16 protein-coding genes are annotated in these 15622 nt (G+C 44.7%); 8 read left to right on the forward strand and 8 right to left on the reverse strand.

The window, feature by feature from the left end; translation table 11 throughout:
* Positions 1–31: 31 nt before the first annotated feature.
* Both ICN14_RS00005 and ICN14_RS00010 read right to left on the reverse strand, forming a co-directional pair.
* Positions 32–1042 carry an Abi family protein gene (locus ICN14_RS00005; protein WP_216223968.1) on the reverse strand — a complete coding sequence of 337 codons (1011 nt, stop codon included), beginning with the start codon at positions 1040–1042 and terminating at the stop codon, positions 32–34.
* A 514-nt stretch (positions 1043–1556) separates the two neighbouring features.
* Positions 1557–2744 (reverse strand): MFS transporter, encoded by a 1188-nt coding sequence (locus ICN14_RS00010; protein ID WP_216223970.1) that lies wholly within the window; start codon positions 2742–2744, stop codon positions 1557–1559.
* A 286-nt stretch (positions 2745–3030) separates the two neighbouring features.
* On the opposite strand from ICN14_RS00010, the gene ICN14_RS00015 reads away from it, so the two are divergent.
* A complete protein-coding gene (locus tag ICN14_RS00015; protein ID WP_216223972.1) occupies positions 3031–5004 on the forward strand; it encodes a hypothetical protein in 1974 nt (657 codons plus the stop codon).
* On the forward strand, positions 4970–6184 hold the full coding sequence (locus ICN14_RS00020; RefSeq protein WP_216223974.1) for a hypothetical protein: 1215 nt from the start codon (positions 4970–4972) through the stop codon (positions 6182–6184). Before ICN14_RS00015 ends, ICN14_RS00020 begins: the two co-directional genes overlap by 35 nt.
* A gap of 119 nt (positions 6185–6303) precedes the next feature.
* Here the strand turns inward: ICN14_RS00020 and ICN14_RS00025 are convergent, their stop codons facing one another.
* On the reverse strand, positions 6304–7803 hold the full coding sequence (locus tag ICN14_RS00025) for a Fic family protein (protein ID WP_216223976.1): 1500 nt from the start codon (positions 7801–7803) through the stop codon (positions 6304–6306).
* A gap of 111 nt (positions 7804–7914) precedes the next feature.
* A complete protein-coding gene (locus tag ICN14_RS00030; protein ID WP_216223977.1) occupies positions 7915–8520 on the reverse strand; it encodes a 3'-5' exonuclease in 606 nt (201 codons plus the stop codon).
* 155 nt (positions 8521–8675) lie between these two features.
* Between ICN14_RS00030 and ICN14_RS00035 the strand changes: the two genes are divergently transcribed.
* Complete coding sequence (locus ICN14_RS00035) at positions 8676–9443, forward strand: metallophosphoesterase (RefSeq protein WP_215332298.1); 768 nt, start codon at positions 8676–8678, stop codon at positions 9441–9443.
* 29 nt (positions 9444–9472) lie between these two features.
* Here the strand turns inward: ICN14_RS00035 and ICN14_RS00040 are convergent, their stop codons facing one another.
* The 4 genes from ICN14_RS00040 to ICN14_RS00055 all read right to left on the reverse strand — a co-directional run bounded on the left by ICN14_RS00040 (position 9473) and on the right by ICN14_RS00055 (position 12289).
* Positions 9473–10780: a type II toxin-antitoxin system HipA family toxin gene (locus ICN14_RS00040; RefSeq protein WP_216223979.1), complete on the reverse strand. Its 1308-nt coding sequence runs from the start codon at positions 10778–10780 to the stop codon at positions 9473–9475.
* A complete protein-coding gene (locus tag ICN14_RS00045; protein ID WP_216223981.1) occupies positions 10780–11121 on the reverse strand; it encodes a helix-turn-helix domain-containing protein in 342 nt (113 codons plus the stop codon). The genes ICN14_RS00040 and ICN14_RS00045 overlap by 1 nt, the downstream gene beginning before the upstream one ends.
* A 286-nt stretch (positions 11122–11407) precedes the next feature.
* Positions 11408–11797 carry a 4-oxalocrotonate tautomerase family protein gene (locus ICN14_RS00050; RefSeq protein WP_216223982.1) on the reverse strand — a complete coding sequence of 130 codons (390 nt, stop codon included), beginning with the start codon at positions 11795–11797 and terminating at the stop codon, positions 11408–11410.
* Between the two features lie 75 nt (positions 11798–11872).
* The gene (locus tag ICN14_RS00055; protein WP_216223984.1) at positions 11873–12289 is read right to left on the reverse strand and encodes a MarR family winged helix-turn-helix transcriptional regulator; all 417 of its coding nucleotides are present in this window, start codon (positions 12287–12289) and stop codon (positions 11873–11875) included.
* A gap of 231 nt (positions 12290–12520) precedes the next feature.
* Here ICN14_RS00055 and ICN14_RS00060 point away from each other — a divergent pair, with 231 nt between their 5' ends.
* The 5 genes from ICN14_RS00060 to ICN14_RS00080 all read left to right on the forward strand — a co-directional run bounded on the left by ICN14_RS00060 (position 12521) and on the right by ICN14_RS00080 (position 15569).
* Positions 12521–13567, forward strand: a complete 1047-nt coding sequence (locus tag ICN14_RS00060) for a phage major capsid protein (RefSeq protein ID WP_216223986.1) — start codon at positions 12521–12523, stop codon at positions 13565–13567.
* 10 nt (positions 13568–13577) lie between these two features.
* Complete coding sequence (locus ICN14_RS00065; RefSeq protein WP_216223988.1) at positions 13578–13973, forward strand: hypothetical protein; 396 nt, start codon at positions 13578–13580, stop codon at positions 13971–13973.
* A gap of 78 nt (positions 13974–14051) precedes the next feature.
* Complete coding sequence (locus tag ICN14_RS00070; protein WP_216223989.1) at positions 14052–14693, forward strand: hypothetical protein; 642 nt, start codon at positions 14052–14054, stop codon at positions 14691–14693.
* Positions 14690–15043 (forward strand): M15 family metallopeptidase, encoded by a 354-nt coding sequence (locus ICN14_RS10415; RefSeq protein WP_216223990.1) that lies wholly within the window; start codon positions 14690–14692, stop codon positions 15041–15043. Before ICN14_RS00070 ends, ICN14_RS10415 begins: the two co-directional genes overlap by 4 nt.
* A 187-nt stretch (positions 15044–15230) precedes the next feature.
* Complete coding sequence (locus ICN14_RS00080) at positions 15231–15569, forward strand: cobalt-zinc-cadmium resistance protein (RefSeq protein ID WP_216223991.1); 339 nt, start codon at positions 15231–15233, stop codon at positions 15567–15569.
* The last annotated feature ends 53 nt before the right edge of the window (positions 15570–15622 follow it).

Below are 15622 nucleotides of genomic sequence, written 5' to 3' on the forward strand. Positions count from 1 at the left end.
CATCAGAAACGAATGCTTAAATCAGCCCAATTTATTGACTGATAGAGCTTAGCCAAAATTGCTGTTCTCTCCAGTTGCTGGGAAACCCCATGTGTACTTGTGAGACCTTAGGATTTTTATCGAGCAACTCCTGCAAGTGTTTAGCCCAATTGCTCGAAGGAGAGATTCTATTCATTAAAGACTGAATCACAATTAACTGAAAGTACAGCCTACGTTGTGGGTTCAAATATTGCTGAACACTATTTTTCGAACTTACCAAAACGGATGCGGGTATGGCTGGCCAATTTTTTGGAGGTCTTTTTGGGCATTCAGGAATACTTCCGAATTCCCGATTCCAGACCCTAGAGTGATGGGCGCATAAATTCCTCAAATCAGAAACACTACGAAACCAAGATTTAAGTAAGGTAAATTTCCAACCAAAATGTGCCTCTATTGCTTGGGTATCTCTTGGAAGCTTCAAGTTGCTAAATAAAGTGGATATCTCTTTAAATGTAAGTAGCTCAACAGCCATCCAAATAGGAGGATGCTTTGGCGCTCCGGTGTATTTTGTTTTGTAATGGCTAATAAAAGTTTCTAAATCACGACCTTTAGATTGACTAGCAATAAGCTCTAATAGTTTAGGATGATCATAGCGATTATCAAAAATACTTTGATCTAGGTAACCATGGGGTCCATGATGTTTGGCAAGCGTATTGGCTACTTGTGTGCGTAGCGCTACTTCAATTCTTTCAATTGCATCCAAAAGAAGTAGGCGTAATTCCTTGTCAAATAGATATAGATTGATGACATCTGAAAAGGCCGTTCCAAGCATAAAGGTATGCTCGGCGACATTTGGAAGGTAAAAGGGGCGGGTGTATGCGGAAAGCCTGAAGTAGCTAATGTTGCTTAGATAATCTATTGCTTCATCATCATTATTTATTAGAAGGTTTCGATTTCGGAGACGCTCAATATGTTCTAAATGTGTGAGTGCTGGCTTATTGAATGTAGTCAATAGAATCCCCCAATAAAAAAACCCGCCAAAGTGTGCTTCCAGGAGAGGCATGGCGGGTGTGTTGCGTCGATTATACATTTAATTACCGCAGATAAAAACCCTCTAATAGAAGCTTGTATTTTAGGTCTTCTGAAACATAAATCCAAAATTAGTCCTTTGGATGTGAGTCTGAATTTGTACACAAGATATGCCCAGCCAAAAACTAAAAACCATTTTTAAAAAATGGACTGCTCGCAGCACTCATGCGCGCGCTCACTGGGCAACCTTTCATAAACGCGCAAGGCATGAATATAATTCCAACCCTACCGGCAAAGACTTCTAAATAATTATCATGGGCCTAAAAAGAAAAAGCCCTCAATTAAGGGTTTTTGGAAGAGGTGCGGTACCCAAACTTGACGCGTTTAAAACGCGCTTACGATGGTGACGAAATTTGTCGCAAGCTACTTGGGTGTTTGATTACTTATACCGCTTCGTCATTAAATAAGATTATCCATTTTTATGTAAATCAAAGTCAAGCTAGAGCTGGCATCTATCAATGTAAATTGCAGCCCATAAGCCATTCAATTTATGCTTGCCTCCGTTGTATTTGATTCCTGAAAGCTGTCAAAAAAAATACTCCCATGCCAATTGCCAGAGCCATGAGCAAAAAGAGTGGGTAAGAAGAGTTCGGTGGAAGAGCTAAATAGCCTATGAGACTAGGAACCCCGAAAATCCCACAGTAAAAACTGGCATTAAACGCTGAAAGGGCAATTGGGCGCCGATCGATATCAAATGAATCAGAAACCCAGACACTCAGAATCGGGAAACCAAGGCTATAGCCAACCCCAAAGCAGATACCAGCCAAAATAATCGGTATTGGGCTATGTAGATTCAAGACCAAAGCAAATGCACACGCCATCAAGCCAAACGAGCAAGCTATCAAGACAGGGCGCGAGAATCCCCCTAATATGCCCAGCAGACCAAAACGTGAGCCAAAAAGGGCGAGGCTCATTGGTAAGAAAAATAAGCCTACTGAGTAATTATGTTGGCTTAGGTATAAAGCCATATACCCAGTAACAAAACCCCACAATACCCCAATAGAAAAAATGCCAAAACCTAAGGCATGAAATCTCTTTGCGCACAGAATTTGATAATAAGAGTGCAAGCTAATTGCAGCTGTTTTGCTGGAGCGGTCAAATTCCTTAAAGCTTATGGATAAGGCGATGAGTATCAGCAATGCTAGTAGTCCCGGTAATGCCATATACAAAAATAATCCATTAGATCCATGATTCTTAAAATACCACTGGGCTACTATAGGACCAAATGCATTGGGCAGCGGGAACATTGACGCATAGATCCCAAAGAAATAGATTATTTTTGGACCACTCAATAAGCTCCTTACATAAATCATAGAGGCGGAAAAGTAAAAGCCAGACCCAAAACCAATTAGCCCACGAAAAATTGTCGTCAGTAGGCTCGAGCTAAGGGCAGATTCAAGGCCTATAAATCCCAATATCATCAATGCCTGACTAATGATCATCAGTCGAATGCAGCTGATTTTTTGCAAGAGAGCGCCTGTGCCAAACAAGGCAATTAAGGTTGGAATGAGGGGTGCAGATAAGACTGAGCCAATAGCCTGTTGAGAGTAGCCTTCCTGATTTAAGAGCGCCGATAAAAATATCAGCGACGACAGGGATAGTGATCCAAGGAATGTCACCAAACATAGCAAAGAGAAGTATCTTTGAGATGTGTTATTCGCGAATGCTCTAGTCATAGGAAGCACATATCTCATGAATTACAGGAGAAAAGACTTCTCCTTGGAAAATTAAACAAACATCCAATATGCTTGTCCTTCTAAGTCTATCTTCTCTAAGATCGCAACTCAATCAGTAATATTGACCTCTTAATAAAGATGGAATTGATACCTGTAAATACATTTGTTACTTATAAAATTTCCATCACTTTATGGAAATATTTTGTAGTGAGCGAGTACGAAAACCCCGCCATGATAAATCCAAGATAAGTGCATCGATGCGAGATTCGCAATCTATAAATAGCATGTGCCCCAAGACTCAAAAGCCCTTCAACAAAAATGGACTGCCCGCATCACGCATGCGCGCGCTCACTGGGCAACATTTCATAAGCGCGTAAGACACAACCGCAATACCGTAGCTGGCTTTAACTGGAATGCCGACCCTACAGGCAAAGATTTCTATAGTCTTAGAGCCAACCTCATACACGGCACTATCTCAGCAGTTCTCCCAAACGTCTATGCACGTAACCCAGAGATCTCAACAACGCCAACCCACTCGGGCTCGGATATCAAACTCTTTTGTAAAACGCTAGAGAAAGTCACTAATAGAGCGCTAGAACATGCCCAATTAAAGAATCGAGCCAAGTCCACCGTAAGGGCAGCGCTGACCTGTAGCTTCGGAATTCTCAAAGTGATGTATCAAAGAGATCCCAGCAAGGATTCCTATATCCAAGGTCGCATCAATGATGCCCAAGAAAACCTCCTAGCCATAGAAGACTTAGCTCGAGATCTTCAAGGCGAAGATCAACATCATCATGATGCCAAGAGGGCGGAGTTGGAAGAACTCATCAAGTCACTACAAGAGCAAACCGAAGTGCAATCCGCTGAAGGCTTAGTAATCGATAGAGTCCTTACAGAAAACCTCCTCATCGATCCATCTATCTGCGAGTTCTGGGATTACACCGATGCGGACTGGATCTGCCAAATCATCCCCATGAAGCGTGGCCAAGCAGAAGCGCTCTACAAGAAGAATTTGGCTAATGCCAAAATCTACCAACCAGGCCAAGGCGAGCCATCTCATAAGAAAGCCAAGCGCCTAGCCTCAATACAAATGAATGCTGGTTCAGGCCCAGTCATTGATGACCAACAAATAGCAGTACTAGAGATCTGGGACAGAGCTACCCAGCGTGTTTACACCATGGTGGAGGGCGCGACTGAATGGCTACGTGAACCTTATTCACCACCAAGAGCCGGAGAGCGCTGGTACCCTTTCTTCTTATTGCCATACCAAGTAGTAGATGGTCAATTCATTGGCCCAAGCCTAGTTGATTTGACTGAGCGCCTACAGGACGAGCATAACGAAGCGAGAGATCGATTCAATCAACACCGAGATCTTTGCATACCCGGATGGGTAGCCTCTGCCGATATTAACGAGAAGACCATCAAAAAGCATTCAGATTCAAGATTCGGCGAGATCACCATTGTGGACACGGAAGGTAAGCCACTAAACCAAGTGATTATCCCCAGAGGCCATCCCAAGATCGACCCCATCGTCTATGACACCAGCGCAGTGCGTTATGACTGGGAGCAAGTCACAGGCCTTCAAGATGCCGCACGCTCCACGGTAGTAAGACCCAAGACAGCTACAGAAGCAAACATATTGCAAAGAGCCTTATCTGGGCGCGTATTTGAATTCAAAGACCAGATAGAAGATTGGCTACAAGAGATTGCTCAATACAGCGCCCAGGTACTTTTACAAGAACTCACCAAAGAGCAAGTAGAACGCTACATGGGGCCACCAAGTACTAAGACCACCATGGTCAATGGCGAGCTAGTCATGACTATGGAAAAAACCTATGACTGGCCAGAGCTCACCAAAGACCGAATCTTTGACATGGTCGATCTACGCATAAGAGCAGGTACTACTGGAGCGCCAGACGGCATAGAGGACAAAGAGAGTTGGCTCAAGGTTCTCCCCATGATTACCAATCTATCAATCCAGATACAAAACCTGCAAGCAAGAGGAATGGATTACGAGCATATCCGTAATCTCCTACAAGAGACCCTCTTGCGGTATGACGATCGTATCGATTCAAATCTATTTATACCGAATGTAGAAAAGCAAGCGGAGGGATGGTCACGCGATGACGACCCAAATTTAGGAATGAATTGGTTTTCTGAACGAAGGCAAAAGACAAGCGCTGAAATGAATTACAGCAGCAATTTATTAAAAGAGGAGACAGGCAATGACGCAAGTAGCAAATGGAGTGGAAGGCTTTAAGTCGGAGGTATTAAGCAAGGGTGGATCAATTCAAAGGGAGCAGGATAGGGAGGCTAAGAAAGAGCGTGAGCGACTTGAAAAAGAAGCCTATGAGAAGCACGCTGCCGAGAGCGCCGCAAGGCGTAATAAGGCAAGGGAAGAGCGTGCACTTGAATTAATTGCACAAGCAAAGGCTAGGCAGGCAGAGGCTCAATTGGATAAGGAGCGTAGCGCTCAGATTAGCGCTCAAATACAACAAACACAAAAGGCGGAACGTAAGAGACAGAGTCAGAGCCAAGCAGCCAACTTACTAGATGATCTAAGTAAGACCCCCAATGCATCTCTTGCCAAGCTATCTGAGGATATTGATGAGGGCGAAGTATTGGAGGAGGAGTTGGAAGCTCTGGAGCCCGAGTCTATATTTACACCCGTTAAAGGCGAAGTGCATGTGCCAGCATTTATGCCCGTTTTAGAAAGTAAGCCAGCACAACAAGCCCATGACCTAGGTGAAATATTGCCTGCACCAGTCGCCATTACCGTCGATACACTTCCGAAAGCCGAAATTCAAACCGAAACGGCTGAAGAGCTAATGAAGCGGGCTTTGAACCCCGAACCTGCGGATTCGAGTCCCGATGCCGACCCGAGCGTTAGTTCAGAAAATTCTAGCGGCATCAAATCAAAGCGAGGGTGTGAACGTATTCAGAAAGTGATTAACGAAAAACGCGACCTAGAAAAGCAGGTGGTTGATTTGCAATCTATGGTGGCTACTCTTCAGGATGCAGTTCGCAAATACGAAATAGAAGGCAAACTTGTAGGGAACGTGATGACTATCGCCGATAGCCAGAAAAAGCCTTCCGAATTGGTCTCAGAAGCAAAGCTGCAGATGCTCAAGTTTTTGAATACTCGTTCAGATGAAATTGATCACACCGATAAGGCGATCTGCTTTAACAAATACATGTCAGACCCTTTCTACATGCAAGTCTTTGTACAGAGCAATCAGCCAGAGCAGTGGCAGACCATGATTGAGTCTATCTATGAGGCGATTGGAAGGCCCGAACCTAGTTTTACGAGTGTCAAACCTATTGCAATCAATAGTCCTCAACCTATTCGGGCGCGAACCTCAACCCTAGGCGCGCCATTGGCTAGCGCAGGCAATCCCATGGATCGGATTGCTCAGCACTTAGGCAATATGGGGATATAGATGGCTGTAAATTACATGCCACTTAAAACTAGTGGCATGTAGACATAAATGTCTTTAGACACCCAAATCGCCTCATTTTGTCTACAAAACAGCCGATATAGTCATTTTTCGTCAACAACTTAGCTTATATCGTGAGGATCAAGCAATTGATGCTGTGAGGGGTTGTCTGTAAATGCGTTACAAGCCTTCATTTTTTCCCAAAGATTTGGGAAGTTCGAATAATCAAATCCAGCGGTCCAGCGCCATGCACGAGTCATGGATCGAATGAAGGGGCTGGGATCATTGTTTTGAGACAGCGCTTTTAATGGCAGCAAATAATCCTCACGATAAGCTGTGGGAATAATAATGCGAGAGGCGGAATGTTGAGTTAAGTAAGCATTCATCGTTAGGCGCGCAGTTCGGCCATTACCATCCATAAATGGGTGCACTTCAGTAACCACAAACATCGCCATCAATGCGCGCGCAAATGGATCTTCTAGTAAAGCGATACGCTTGAATCCTTCCCGCAAAGTGCCTTTAACAAGCTCGGGGTGAACAAAAATGGTATTTCCTGCTTGGTTACTTTGCTCTTTCCATTCGCCTGGATTTTTATCTGGGCGACTAGAGAGTATTTGTAGGTTGCATTGCAAAAGCCACGCTAAGAAATCATCTTCATCTTTTGGGGGCTTAGAGCGAAAGGGCTGCTCCATGATTGCTTTAAAGGTACCCAATACATCATGCGAATCTTCATTTCGTTTTGGAATCATCTTCCCATCGAAAATAATCTCGGAGGCCTCTTCGACAGTGAATGTAGTTCCTTCAATGTAGTTCGAAAAGTAGGATTCAAAGAATGCAAAATTAAATGCACTTTTGCTAGTCTTCGCCGGATCTTGAATGATTGAAAAAGGCTTTCTTAATGCAGAAAACAAAGTTTCGAAGATCTCAATGCGATCAGGATCATAAGGTTTACCAGCTGCGCGCGCTAATGCATCAGCTGCCCTTAAAGAGCGAGCCTTACCAGTTTGCATTAAGGCCGAAACAATCGTGTTCAGTGTTTTAAATTGAACCTCTAGACCCAATTGAGGGGCAATTGCTTTAGCGTCATCACGTAGTGCATTGAGCTTGTGTTCACCACGAATGGTGCATAGCTTACTCAAATAAGACTCAACCCAAGGGCGACCCATAGTGCGAAGATCTGAGCCTTTGCGGCTATAGAGGTTCTCCAGTAACCGCCTAGCCTCTGAGGATATAAAGAGTTTTCCATACTGGGTATCGTTTAGCGAATCTTTGTGCGATTGAACTGCAGCAGGGCCTGGCAAGATATTGAGAGTCAACCCTGGAAATGCTATTTGACGTGCTCTATTGCCAGACACCAAAAATATATTCCCACTATCATCCGGTTTGCAAAGATGAGCAGAGCGGTAAGCTACTACGGAGCCTGGATAAAGATATTCGGTAATTTGCCGCCAATTTGGCCGAATGATTTGCTCGAGTGGGCTATTGAGGTCGCTGGTGTAAATGCCGCGATAAATTTGACGCAAACGACCAGACCTAGCCAAGCGGGAAATTCTCTGGGCGTTGGTTTTGTCTTCTCTCGAACTAAAAAGCAAGAGGGGCAGCTGGTCAACAGAAGTGTTCATAGGGCCTCAATTTATCCATTAATGTCAACAACTATGCATATATTATAGTTTAATGTCAACAAAAGTGCGTATAGAATCAAAATAACCCTATTTTTAGGTATATAGATACGGCTATTTCAAAGCCTTGGCATCGTTTACCAGTTGATATATCCGATTGTGCCTGTGAAGGATTTCAAAGAAAAGCCTCAAGGTATTGAGTGCATCAACATCCGCTCTGTGTGGACTGCCTTCAAATTGAAGCTTAAAAGAACCCAGGCCTGAGGATAGACCGCCACTGGGTTTTTTGCCCATGGCAAGCATGTGCAGGCTATACCAAGTTTTGACATCGATCCATCGACGACCAAAATAGGGAAAGCTGATACCTCGATCTTTAAATTCAGCTTTCAGTTCAAGTGAATCGCCACCGCCCCAGGTAATGGGATTAACAAAGCAATTGCGCTTAGTAATAATTTCACTAATTTCTTTAGCTACTTGTTCATGTGGAACTGAATAGTCAGAAATATCCTGATTGCAAATGCCCGTTAATTGGGTGATGAACTCAAAAATAGGCTCTTTAGGATCTAAGAACCATTTATACGTAGATAGGGATTGATTGACATAGTCATGGTAGTTTCCGACTGCTAACCCTATTTGAATGATCTTTGGATTTACTGTGGAATTATCTTGGGCATTATTGAGTTCTACATCAAGCGAGAAATAGTTTTGTTCTTGATGCATTTTTGATGAACACGGTTTTTAGTAGTGTGTTGATAATGTAGAGTCCCCCAAGGCTAACGTCAATGCCAAGCTCAATTCCTTGTAGGACGTCATGGTTAATTTATTGACTACACTAGATCTCAATATCAAGATCATCATGGCGACATATCTAAATTATGAAAATTCATGTACTAAGTGATTTGCATTTAGAATTTGCCGACTTTTCACCTGCATTGAATGTGGCAGATGTTATTGTCCTGGCCGGTGATATTAGCCTGCGCTCCGAGGGTATAACTTGGGCTAGAAAATCGTTTCCGAATCAAGAGATTATTTATGTGGCTGGCAATCATGAGTTCTATGGTTCCCAGCGTGTTCACGCCATTGAACGGATGAGGAACGCATCCACTGAGAACGGAATTCATTTTCTAGATGATGATGTGCTGCAACTACAGGATCCAAAATCAAATGCCCCCATCCGCTTCTTGGGAGCTACGTTATGGACTGACTTTTTATTATTTGGTCAGGATCTGAAGTCTAAATGCTTATCGTATGGCGAGCTTTACTTAAATGACTTTAGAGCAATACGCGATGGAGGAAGAAATTTTTCCCCGAAAAAATCGATTCAATTACATGAAAAATCATTGGCTTGGCTACAGCAGGAGCTAGAGAGACCATTTGATGGCAAGACAGTTGTGGTTACGCACCATCTACCCTCAATGGGCTCAGTTGCAGAGCGCTATAAGCAAGATTTATTGTCCGCCTGCTTTTCTTCGGAGTTGGCGCACCTCTTTGGCAAGATGTCTCTATGGATTCATGGGCATACGCATGATTCCTGCGATTATGAAATGAATGGCACTAGGGTGGTTTGTAATCCTCGCGGTTATGTTCGATCTAACCACGCCGAAAACCCAGAATTTAATCCATCGCTTATTGTTGAAATCTAGTTTCCTAGCAAGATCTTCTCAATAAGTGATTAGCCTTTAGCTAGAGTCTTGATTAATTCAGGACTACAAATATCATCAATGTGTCTAAAGGCCCGGGAGATTCCTTCAATTTGATCTGCAGGAATTCCAAGGCTTTCGAAGTGTGTTTTCCACTGCCTAGTTACTCGCCATACACGATCGATAATGGAGCTTGCTTGCTGCACAGATAAACCAAAGCGCTCTTTAGCCCCATAGGCATTATCTAGGGTTGCTAGCTTGCCTTGAGGTCCAATGCCTAGATGTTGATAGCGTTCACTTGCGATGACTGCATGTGGCATCACATCATAGAGTGGGCTTAGGCTCCAGCCTTTAAGCTCCTGGTTCCATAAGAAGGCATGATTGCGTAGATGATCATCATCGTTACTGACAAAAAGGTTAAAGATCATGCGTGCATATAGTTCTTCTACATCTGATTTGACTGTTTGAACCAGGCAATATCTGCGTATAGCATCTGCAATATCCATATAGCTTTTTGTATTGGACTCTGATTCGTGGCAAGCAACGAGTGTGAGGGCGCTAATCACATGATGACGAATCTCTACTGAGCGAGCTGAAGCGGTCCAAGAGCGATCAAAACGTTTGACCATTAACACCTTTTTCTTGCCAACTTGCTCTAATTGAGTTTGCGCTACATTGAGGCCAGCTAATTCTGCAAGTTTGAGGGTGGCGTATTCAATGCTTGGTACATCTAAGACTCCATCAGTGTTGCCTGGGAACTTGGCCATCCATAAAATATTGTCATCATCACGTACGCTTGCCTTTGGGCGCATACCCCCTAGGCCGCTACCCACAATCAAAATTCTGGATAGTGCTTCTGATACTGGCAAGCCCGCCTCAATCTTCTGCGCACCCTCGAGTACGTATGACAGATTGTGAATACTTTCGTGAGCAGGGCGCTCCTCTTGATCTAAAGAAGATCGAATGTCTAAAGCCCCAACACGATCACTGCCAGCTTCAAGTAGGTAGGTTGATTCTGGCAGGCTATTAGCTGGAACCTTAAGCCTAGCTTCAATCACTCTTCTTCCCCAAGAATCAGGAGCAGCATCACGAATTCCACCAAAAGCTTCTAGACCATTTGGTGGAACGAGGCGCTTGCCTTTGATCTCGCTTTTATTCTTAAGGCTAAGGGCGACAGGATCAATTTCCTGTGCATTGCCCCTATCTAGGTAGCGCAGGCCATAAGCAAATGAAGAGGCAATAAGTCTTGAGCCTTCCTCATCTACTTGTAGTTGTCCTGCTGGTACAAATTCACCATCAAGATTGGCAAAGACAAACAGGTCTTTAGTTGTGTTTGCCATCAGAAATCAAGCGCTTTCATTTCAGCCGTACTTAAGTCACGGACGCGTTGAGGGCGCGAGCGACGCTCCAAGGCAGCGATCGCAGGATCATTGCCGCTTAAGAGTTGCAATAAGGTCATGCCTGGAGCGATTGCATCTAAGTAACGTAGCAGTGCGCCAATGGCAACGCCAGGATCACCCTTTTCAATGCGTTGGGCAGTTGCACGAGACAAGCCCGCACGAACCGCAGCCTCACCTTGGCGAATATGACGGGCAAGGCGCAACGAAACTAGGCATTGCGCTATTTCAGCGGATTGGCCAAGCTGCTTTGATGCTAGGGTCAGTTGTTGATCTACGCGCATAGTTGCCTCATGCTGTTCATTAAGTACAAGGCACTAATATACCTGTTTAAACCTGATTGGTCAATAAAAATGACTCATAAATAAGTCCTTAAGTGAATTAATGACTTATTTATGAGTCATTTATTGATTTTTAATGGGTGGAGTACAGGCGGTCTATTTCCGTCAAGGGCACCCCAAAGGGGTGGCTTGCGAACCCTTGACGGCCACAGGCAAAGAAACGCTTATTTATGCCCAAGGTGGCACAAAGACACATTGGGCATAAAGACTAGTGCGACTTAGTTATTGCCTACTGGTGGTATCGGTATTCCTGGGTCTTTCCACCATATCCATAAGAGGTGGCCCTGACATCTTGCACGTAGATATAACTCTCTTCATGCAGGCTGCCTAAGATGCGAGCAAACCCCTCAAAAGCCTCTTGGATGTATCTAGCCTTCTCATCCTTGGTATTGGTTTCATCGGTGATCTTGATGTCAAAGTAAAAGCTATTCATGTTTTGATCGCTCAATAGCTTCCCGCCCACCATCCAGCATTCAGGATCTACATATTCAATCGCAATTGCAGTTGCTTCCTTCTTCTTACCTAGAATCCGGTGAGTTAGGTCTAATAGTAGTTCATGTATTGCTTTGGTGGTGGCAGCATTCTTTTGTCCGCTGACCTTTACGTTCAAGATTGGCATATTTATCTCCTTGGTTAATTAAAAGTAATTAGCTATGCAACTATTACTTAAATAAAAAAACTCACAAATCAATACTTACTTCAGGGCTGATGCAATAGTCCTCATTTGGGTTACAACGGATTCAAACTCATGACTACCCAATAACTTCTTCATGCGCTTGGTAACAGCAGCGCTAGCAGCATTTAGGTCAGCCTTGATCTTTGTAGCGCTAGAGGTAGGGTGAATCTCTTGCTCCCGACCATCCTTAGCGGATGAGGCCCGTTTGATAAAACCTAGACGCTCCAAGCCATCTAACCCTCTAGTAGCAGTAGGGCGACTGATGTTCATCTCTAAGGCTAGTTCACTTTGTAACAGGGGTGCCTTATCTAAAACCACTCTAAGCATGAATGCTTGGGACGGGGTGAGGCCAAAGGGTTTAAATGCACTAGTCCATTCCCGCTCTAGCTGGCGAGCTAGGCTGGTGGTATTGAAATAGAGGCATTGTTCAAACATAGGGTTAGTGTAATCGATATTAATTAGCTATGCAACTATATTCAAAATATCAATAAAAACCCCACAAATATCCCAAGCCTATATCTACCGCCCCAATAATTGATCTTAGTGCTTCACGCCATCGCGTTAAAGCTAGGGTCGCGACTAGCAGCGTAGCAATGGATAGGTTCACGCTCTATCAATTGGAATGAAGCCAACCAATTTATTAAATAACTATTGATGGGGTGGCATATGCCAATTTCAAATACAGACTTGCAAGAGTTAGCTAAGGTTTCCTTAGATGAGTATCTTCGTAATCTACCAGTCGATCAAATCGCTGTAGAGAGGCCTTTCCTTAAAAAACTCATGGAGGGGCGTAAAAGCCTATTAGGCGCAAAACAGAACGTCGTCGAGAACATCCGCAAAGAACACGGTAGTAACTTTAGCTGGGCCTTTGGCGAAGAGACAGTCAAGTTCAACAAACGCAATACAACCGAGCAAGCCTCCTTCCCATGGCGCAGAGCAGTTGATGGTCTCTATATCGACTATGACCGCTTATTCAGTAACGGCATCAAAGTACGTGAGGGTGGCGCGCGCGGCTTTCAGCTGGAATACAACGAGCGCGTACAACTAATCAACCTCTTGGATGAGCAATTAGAGGTCTTGAGAGAAGGCTTTCTTAATAAGCTGGATCTTGAACTTCATCGCGACGGCTCGCACGGCGCCGATGCAGTAGTTGGCCTAGATAGCCTTGTCAGCCTAGCGCCAGATGCTGGAACAGTTGGAGGCATTGATCGAGCTAAAGCAAGTTACTGGCGCAACTACGCGGTAAAGGATATTGCATCAACAGCACCGGGTAACTTAGTGGGTGAGATGGAAACCGCCTGGCGCCAATGTATTAAGCATGGCGGCAGTCCTGATTTCATCATCGCAGGTGGTAAGTTCATTGATACCTATCGCAAACAGGTAACGGTGACCCATATCGCTGGATCGGGAGAGACCAAGTACATCGATGCAGGCGTAGGAGCCGGAGTAAACACAGGCCTTGCCTTTAAAGGCGTGGAGATCATCTGGGATCCGCAGTTTGATGAGCTTGATGCCATGGCGAATCGCACGGTGGAGTGGAGTAAGCGTTGCTATTTCCTTAATACTCGCTTTATGAAGCTGCGTGATGATGATTTAGACATCGTTGCTCCAATTCGTCCGCACGATACCTTGGCAATGTATGCCATGGTGAACCTACGTTGCGCTTTATCCATCTCACGCGCTAATGCCCATGCGGTATTGGCGATTCAATAAGGAGGAAGAAATGAATAACACCATGAACCATAAAGAACTCATTCATAGTGACTTCCAAATTAAAGAGGTGGAGGCGGTAGTGCGCAGGGATGCCTTCACAACCATCCATGTGTATGTACCGCCGTATGAGACTAATATCCTTCGCAACCTCTTTGGGCGCGAGAACGTCACGGTGTTCGAGCGCCCATCAAAGACCACGATTACTCCAGAGCAAGAGTACGACCGTCTATGCGCCAAGTATGGTCATGAGGTCGTGGCTAAAGTCTTTGGTGAAGATGATGGGGATCGCCTAATGGAGATCGTAGAAGGTTTGATGAAAGAGGGTCAGCTCCCAGCACAAGAGAAGGCATTAGAAGGAACTCTTGAGCAAGAGCCATCAGAAATCAAAGGAGTTAAGAAACGCTAGGAGAAGGGAAGGCCATCGCCATGACCACTAGCAGCAGGTGTTTGGGTGCGGCTGCGGGTATTGAAGTAACCATGGTGTGTGGGCGCGCGTAACTGCGCCCCACTGCCAACACCAATTAAAAGCCTAGGCGGTAGTGGGGCGGTGGACTTCCATATTCCAAGCATCAAGAAAAGAACCTATTACATGCTTCCAATTATTACCTCTCTAGTACAAACCTTGGCCGTCAATGGCCTTGGTCTACTTGCAGGCGCGGTTCAAGCCAAAGGTAAAGAATTCATTGAGAGCAAGATTGGGGCGCGCATTCCGGATAACCCTAGTCAGGAAGATCTGATCAAGCTCAAGCAGTTAGAGATCGAGCAAGAGCAGTTACTGCTGCAATACACACTCAAACAGAAAGAACTCGAGATAGAGGAGTCCAAACTTCTAGCCGAGATGCACCGAGCCTCACAAGACAATGCCACCAATCGCTGGCAATCTGACATGGGTAGCGACTCCAGGTTATCGAAGAACATCAGACCAGGAACGCTGGTTTATATCCTCACGGCCTACCTGTTATTCGCCTTGCTATCCGCGATGGGTATTGATATCAATGAAGCCTATGTAAGGCTTCTTGGCGAATGGGGCCAGCTAGTCTTGCTCGCTTACTTTGGCGGTAGATCTGTGGAGAAGATCTTTGAGATGCGTATGCATGGCTCAAGTAAAAAAGAAGAAGCTACGTGAATACAAAGGTAAGTGGTCTAGTACCAGAGCAAGCTGCCTTTCTAATTGACGTCAGCAGACTAATCCAGTTTGCTACTGCGGAAGGGTGGGTGATTACCGGCGGTGAGCTTTGGCGTTCTCCAGAGCAACAAGAAATCTACTTCAAGACCGGCAGATCAAAGACTATGAATAGCAATCACTTAAGACGTTGCGCTATTGATCTCAATTTCTTCTGGAATGGAAAGCTAGTCTGGGACAAGGAGCTGATCCGTACGGTGGGTGATTATTGGGAAAGCCTAGGCCCTAAAAATAGGTGGGGTGGGAATTTCAAGGGATTTGTTGATGTGCCACATTTTGAGAGGGTGGTTTAGAACTCAGTTAAATGGCTGCTTTCGGCCATTAGCAGACCTTCTGAAGTTGTTGAGCCGCCTCTTCCTCCAAGTCATTAGGTATTCAAGGGTTTGTGGCAATACAGCAGCTATTTGAGTGATTAATCCATTTGACTTGCATGGAAAAGCTCTCAATGCGAAATAAAGGGAAATATGCTGTAATTGGCGAATGAGAAAAATCCTGATAATCCTAGCCCTGCTAGCTTTATCGATACAAACTTCCTATGCTATGGTCGCTGCTTACTGCCAAGAAGAGCGGATAGCAGCATCCCATGCTGCACATCACGAGCATGAGGAAGTCGCTAGTAGCACCTCTAGTAGTGACTCTGTAAGTTACGATTCTGATTGCGGAGTCTGTCATTTGGCACATTCTCCAGCACTAAATTCCACTTTTAGTATTTCGATTGCCTCTACTGCCTTACATTATGAAGATGCTCGAGTGGATTTCTTAGTTGATATTTCTCCTGCTCCTCCCGAAAAACCCAATTGGCTCTCTCTCCTAAGTTAGCGAGAGTTTTAACCTAGCCTCTCCTCTCGCTAACTCTGTTTTGAACAAACAAA

It is taken from the genome of Polynucleobacter sp. MG-27-Goln-C1, from assembly GCF_018881905.1.
GTDB lineage: Bacteria > Pseudomonadota > Gammaproteobacteria > Burkholderiales > Burkholderiaceae > Polynucleobacter.

Excerpts from the sequence above, each read along its gene's own strand:
- ICN14_RS00005 (WP_216223968.1), bottom strand. The coding sequence starts at position 1,042 with ATGCCTCTCCTGGAAGCACACTTTGGCGGGTTTTTTTATTGGGGGATT.
- ICN14_RS00010 (WP_216223970.1), bottom strand. The coding sequence starts at position 2,744 with ATGACTAGAGCATTCGCGAATAACACATCTCAAAGATACTTCTCTTTG.
- ICN14_RS00020 (WP_216223974.1), top strand. The coding sequence starts at position 4,970 with ATGACGCAAGTAGCAAATGGAGTGGAAGGCTTTAAGTCGGAGGTATTA.
- ICN14_RS00025 (WP_216223976.1), bottom strand. The coding sequence starts at position 7,803 with ATGAACACTTCTGTTGACCAGCTGCCCCTCTTGCTTTTTAGTTCGAGA.
- ICN14_RS00030 (WP_216223977.1), bottom strand. The coding sequence starts at position 8,520 with ATGCATCAAGAACAAAACTATTTCTCGCTTGATGTAGAACTCAATAAT.
- ICN14_RS00035 (WP_215332298.1), top strand. The coding sequence starts at position 8,676 with ATGAAAATTCATGTACTAAGTGATTTGCATTTAGAATTTGCCGACTTT.
- ICN14_RS00040 (WP_216223979.1), bottom strand. The coding sequence starts at position 10,780 with ATGGCAAACACAACTAAAGACCTGTTTGTCTTTGCCAATCTTGATGGT.
- ICN14_RS00045 (WP_216223981.1), bottom strand. The coding sequence starts at position 11,121 with ATGCGCGTAGATCAACAACTGACCCTAGCATCAAAGCAGCTTGGCCAA.
- ICN14_RS00050 (WP_216223982.1), bottom strand. The coding sequence starts at position 11,797 with ATGCCAATCTTGAACGTAAAGGTCAGCGGACAAAAGAATGCTGCCACC.
- ICN14_RS00055 (WP_216223984.1), bottom strand. The coding sequence starts at position 12,289 with ATGTTTGAACAATGCCTCTATTTCAATACCACCAGCCTAGCTCGCCAG.
- ICN14_RS00060 (WP_216223986.1), top strand. The coding sequence starts at position 12,521 with ATGCCAATTTCAAATACAGACTTGCAAGAGTTAGCTAAGGTTTCCTTA.
- ICN14_RS00065 (WP_216223988.1), top strand. The coding sequence starts at position 13,578 with ATGAATAACACCATGAACCATAAAGAACTCATTCATAGTGACTTCCAA.
- ICN14_RS00080 (WP_216223991.1), top strand. The coding sequence starts at position 15,231 with ATGAGAAAAATCCTGATAATCCTAGCCCTGCTAGCTTTATCGATACAA.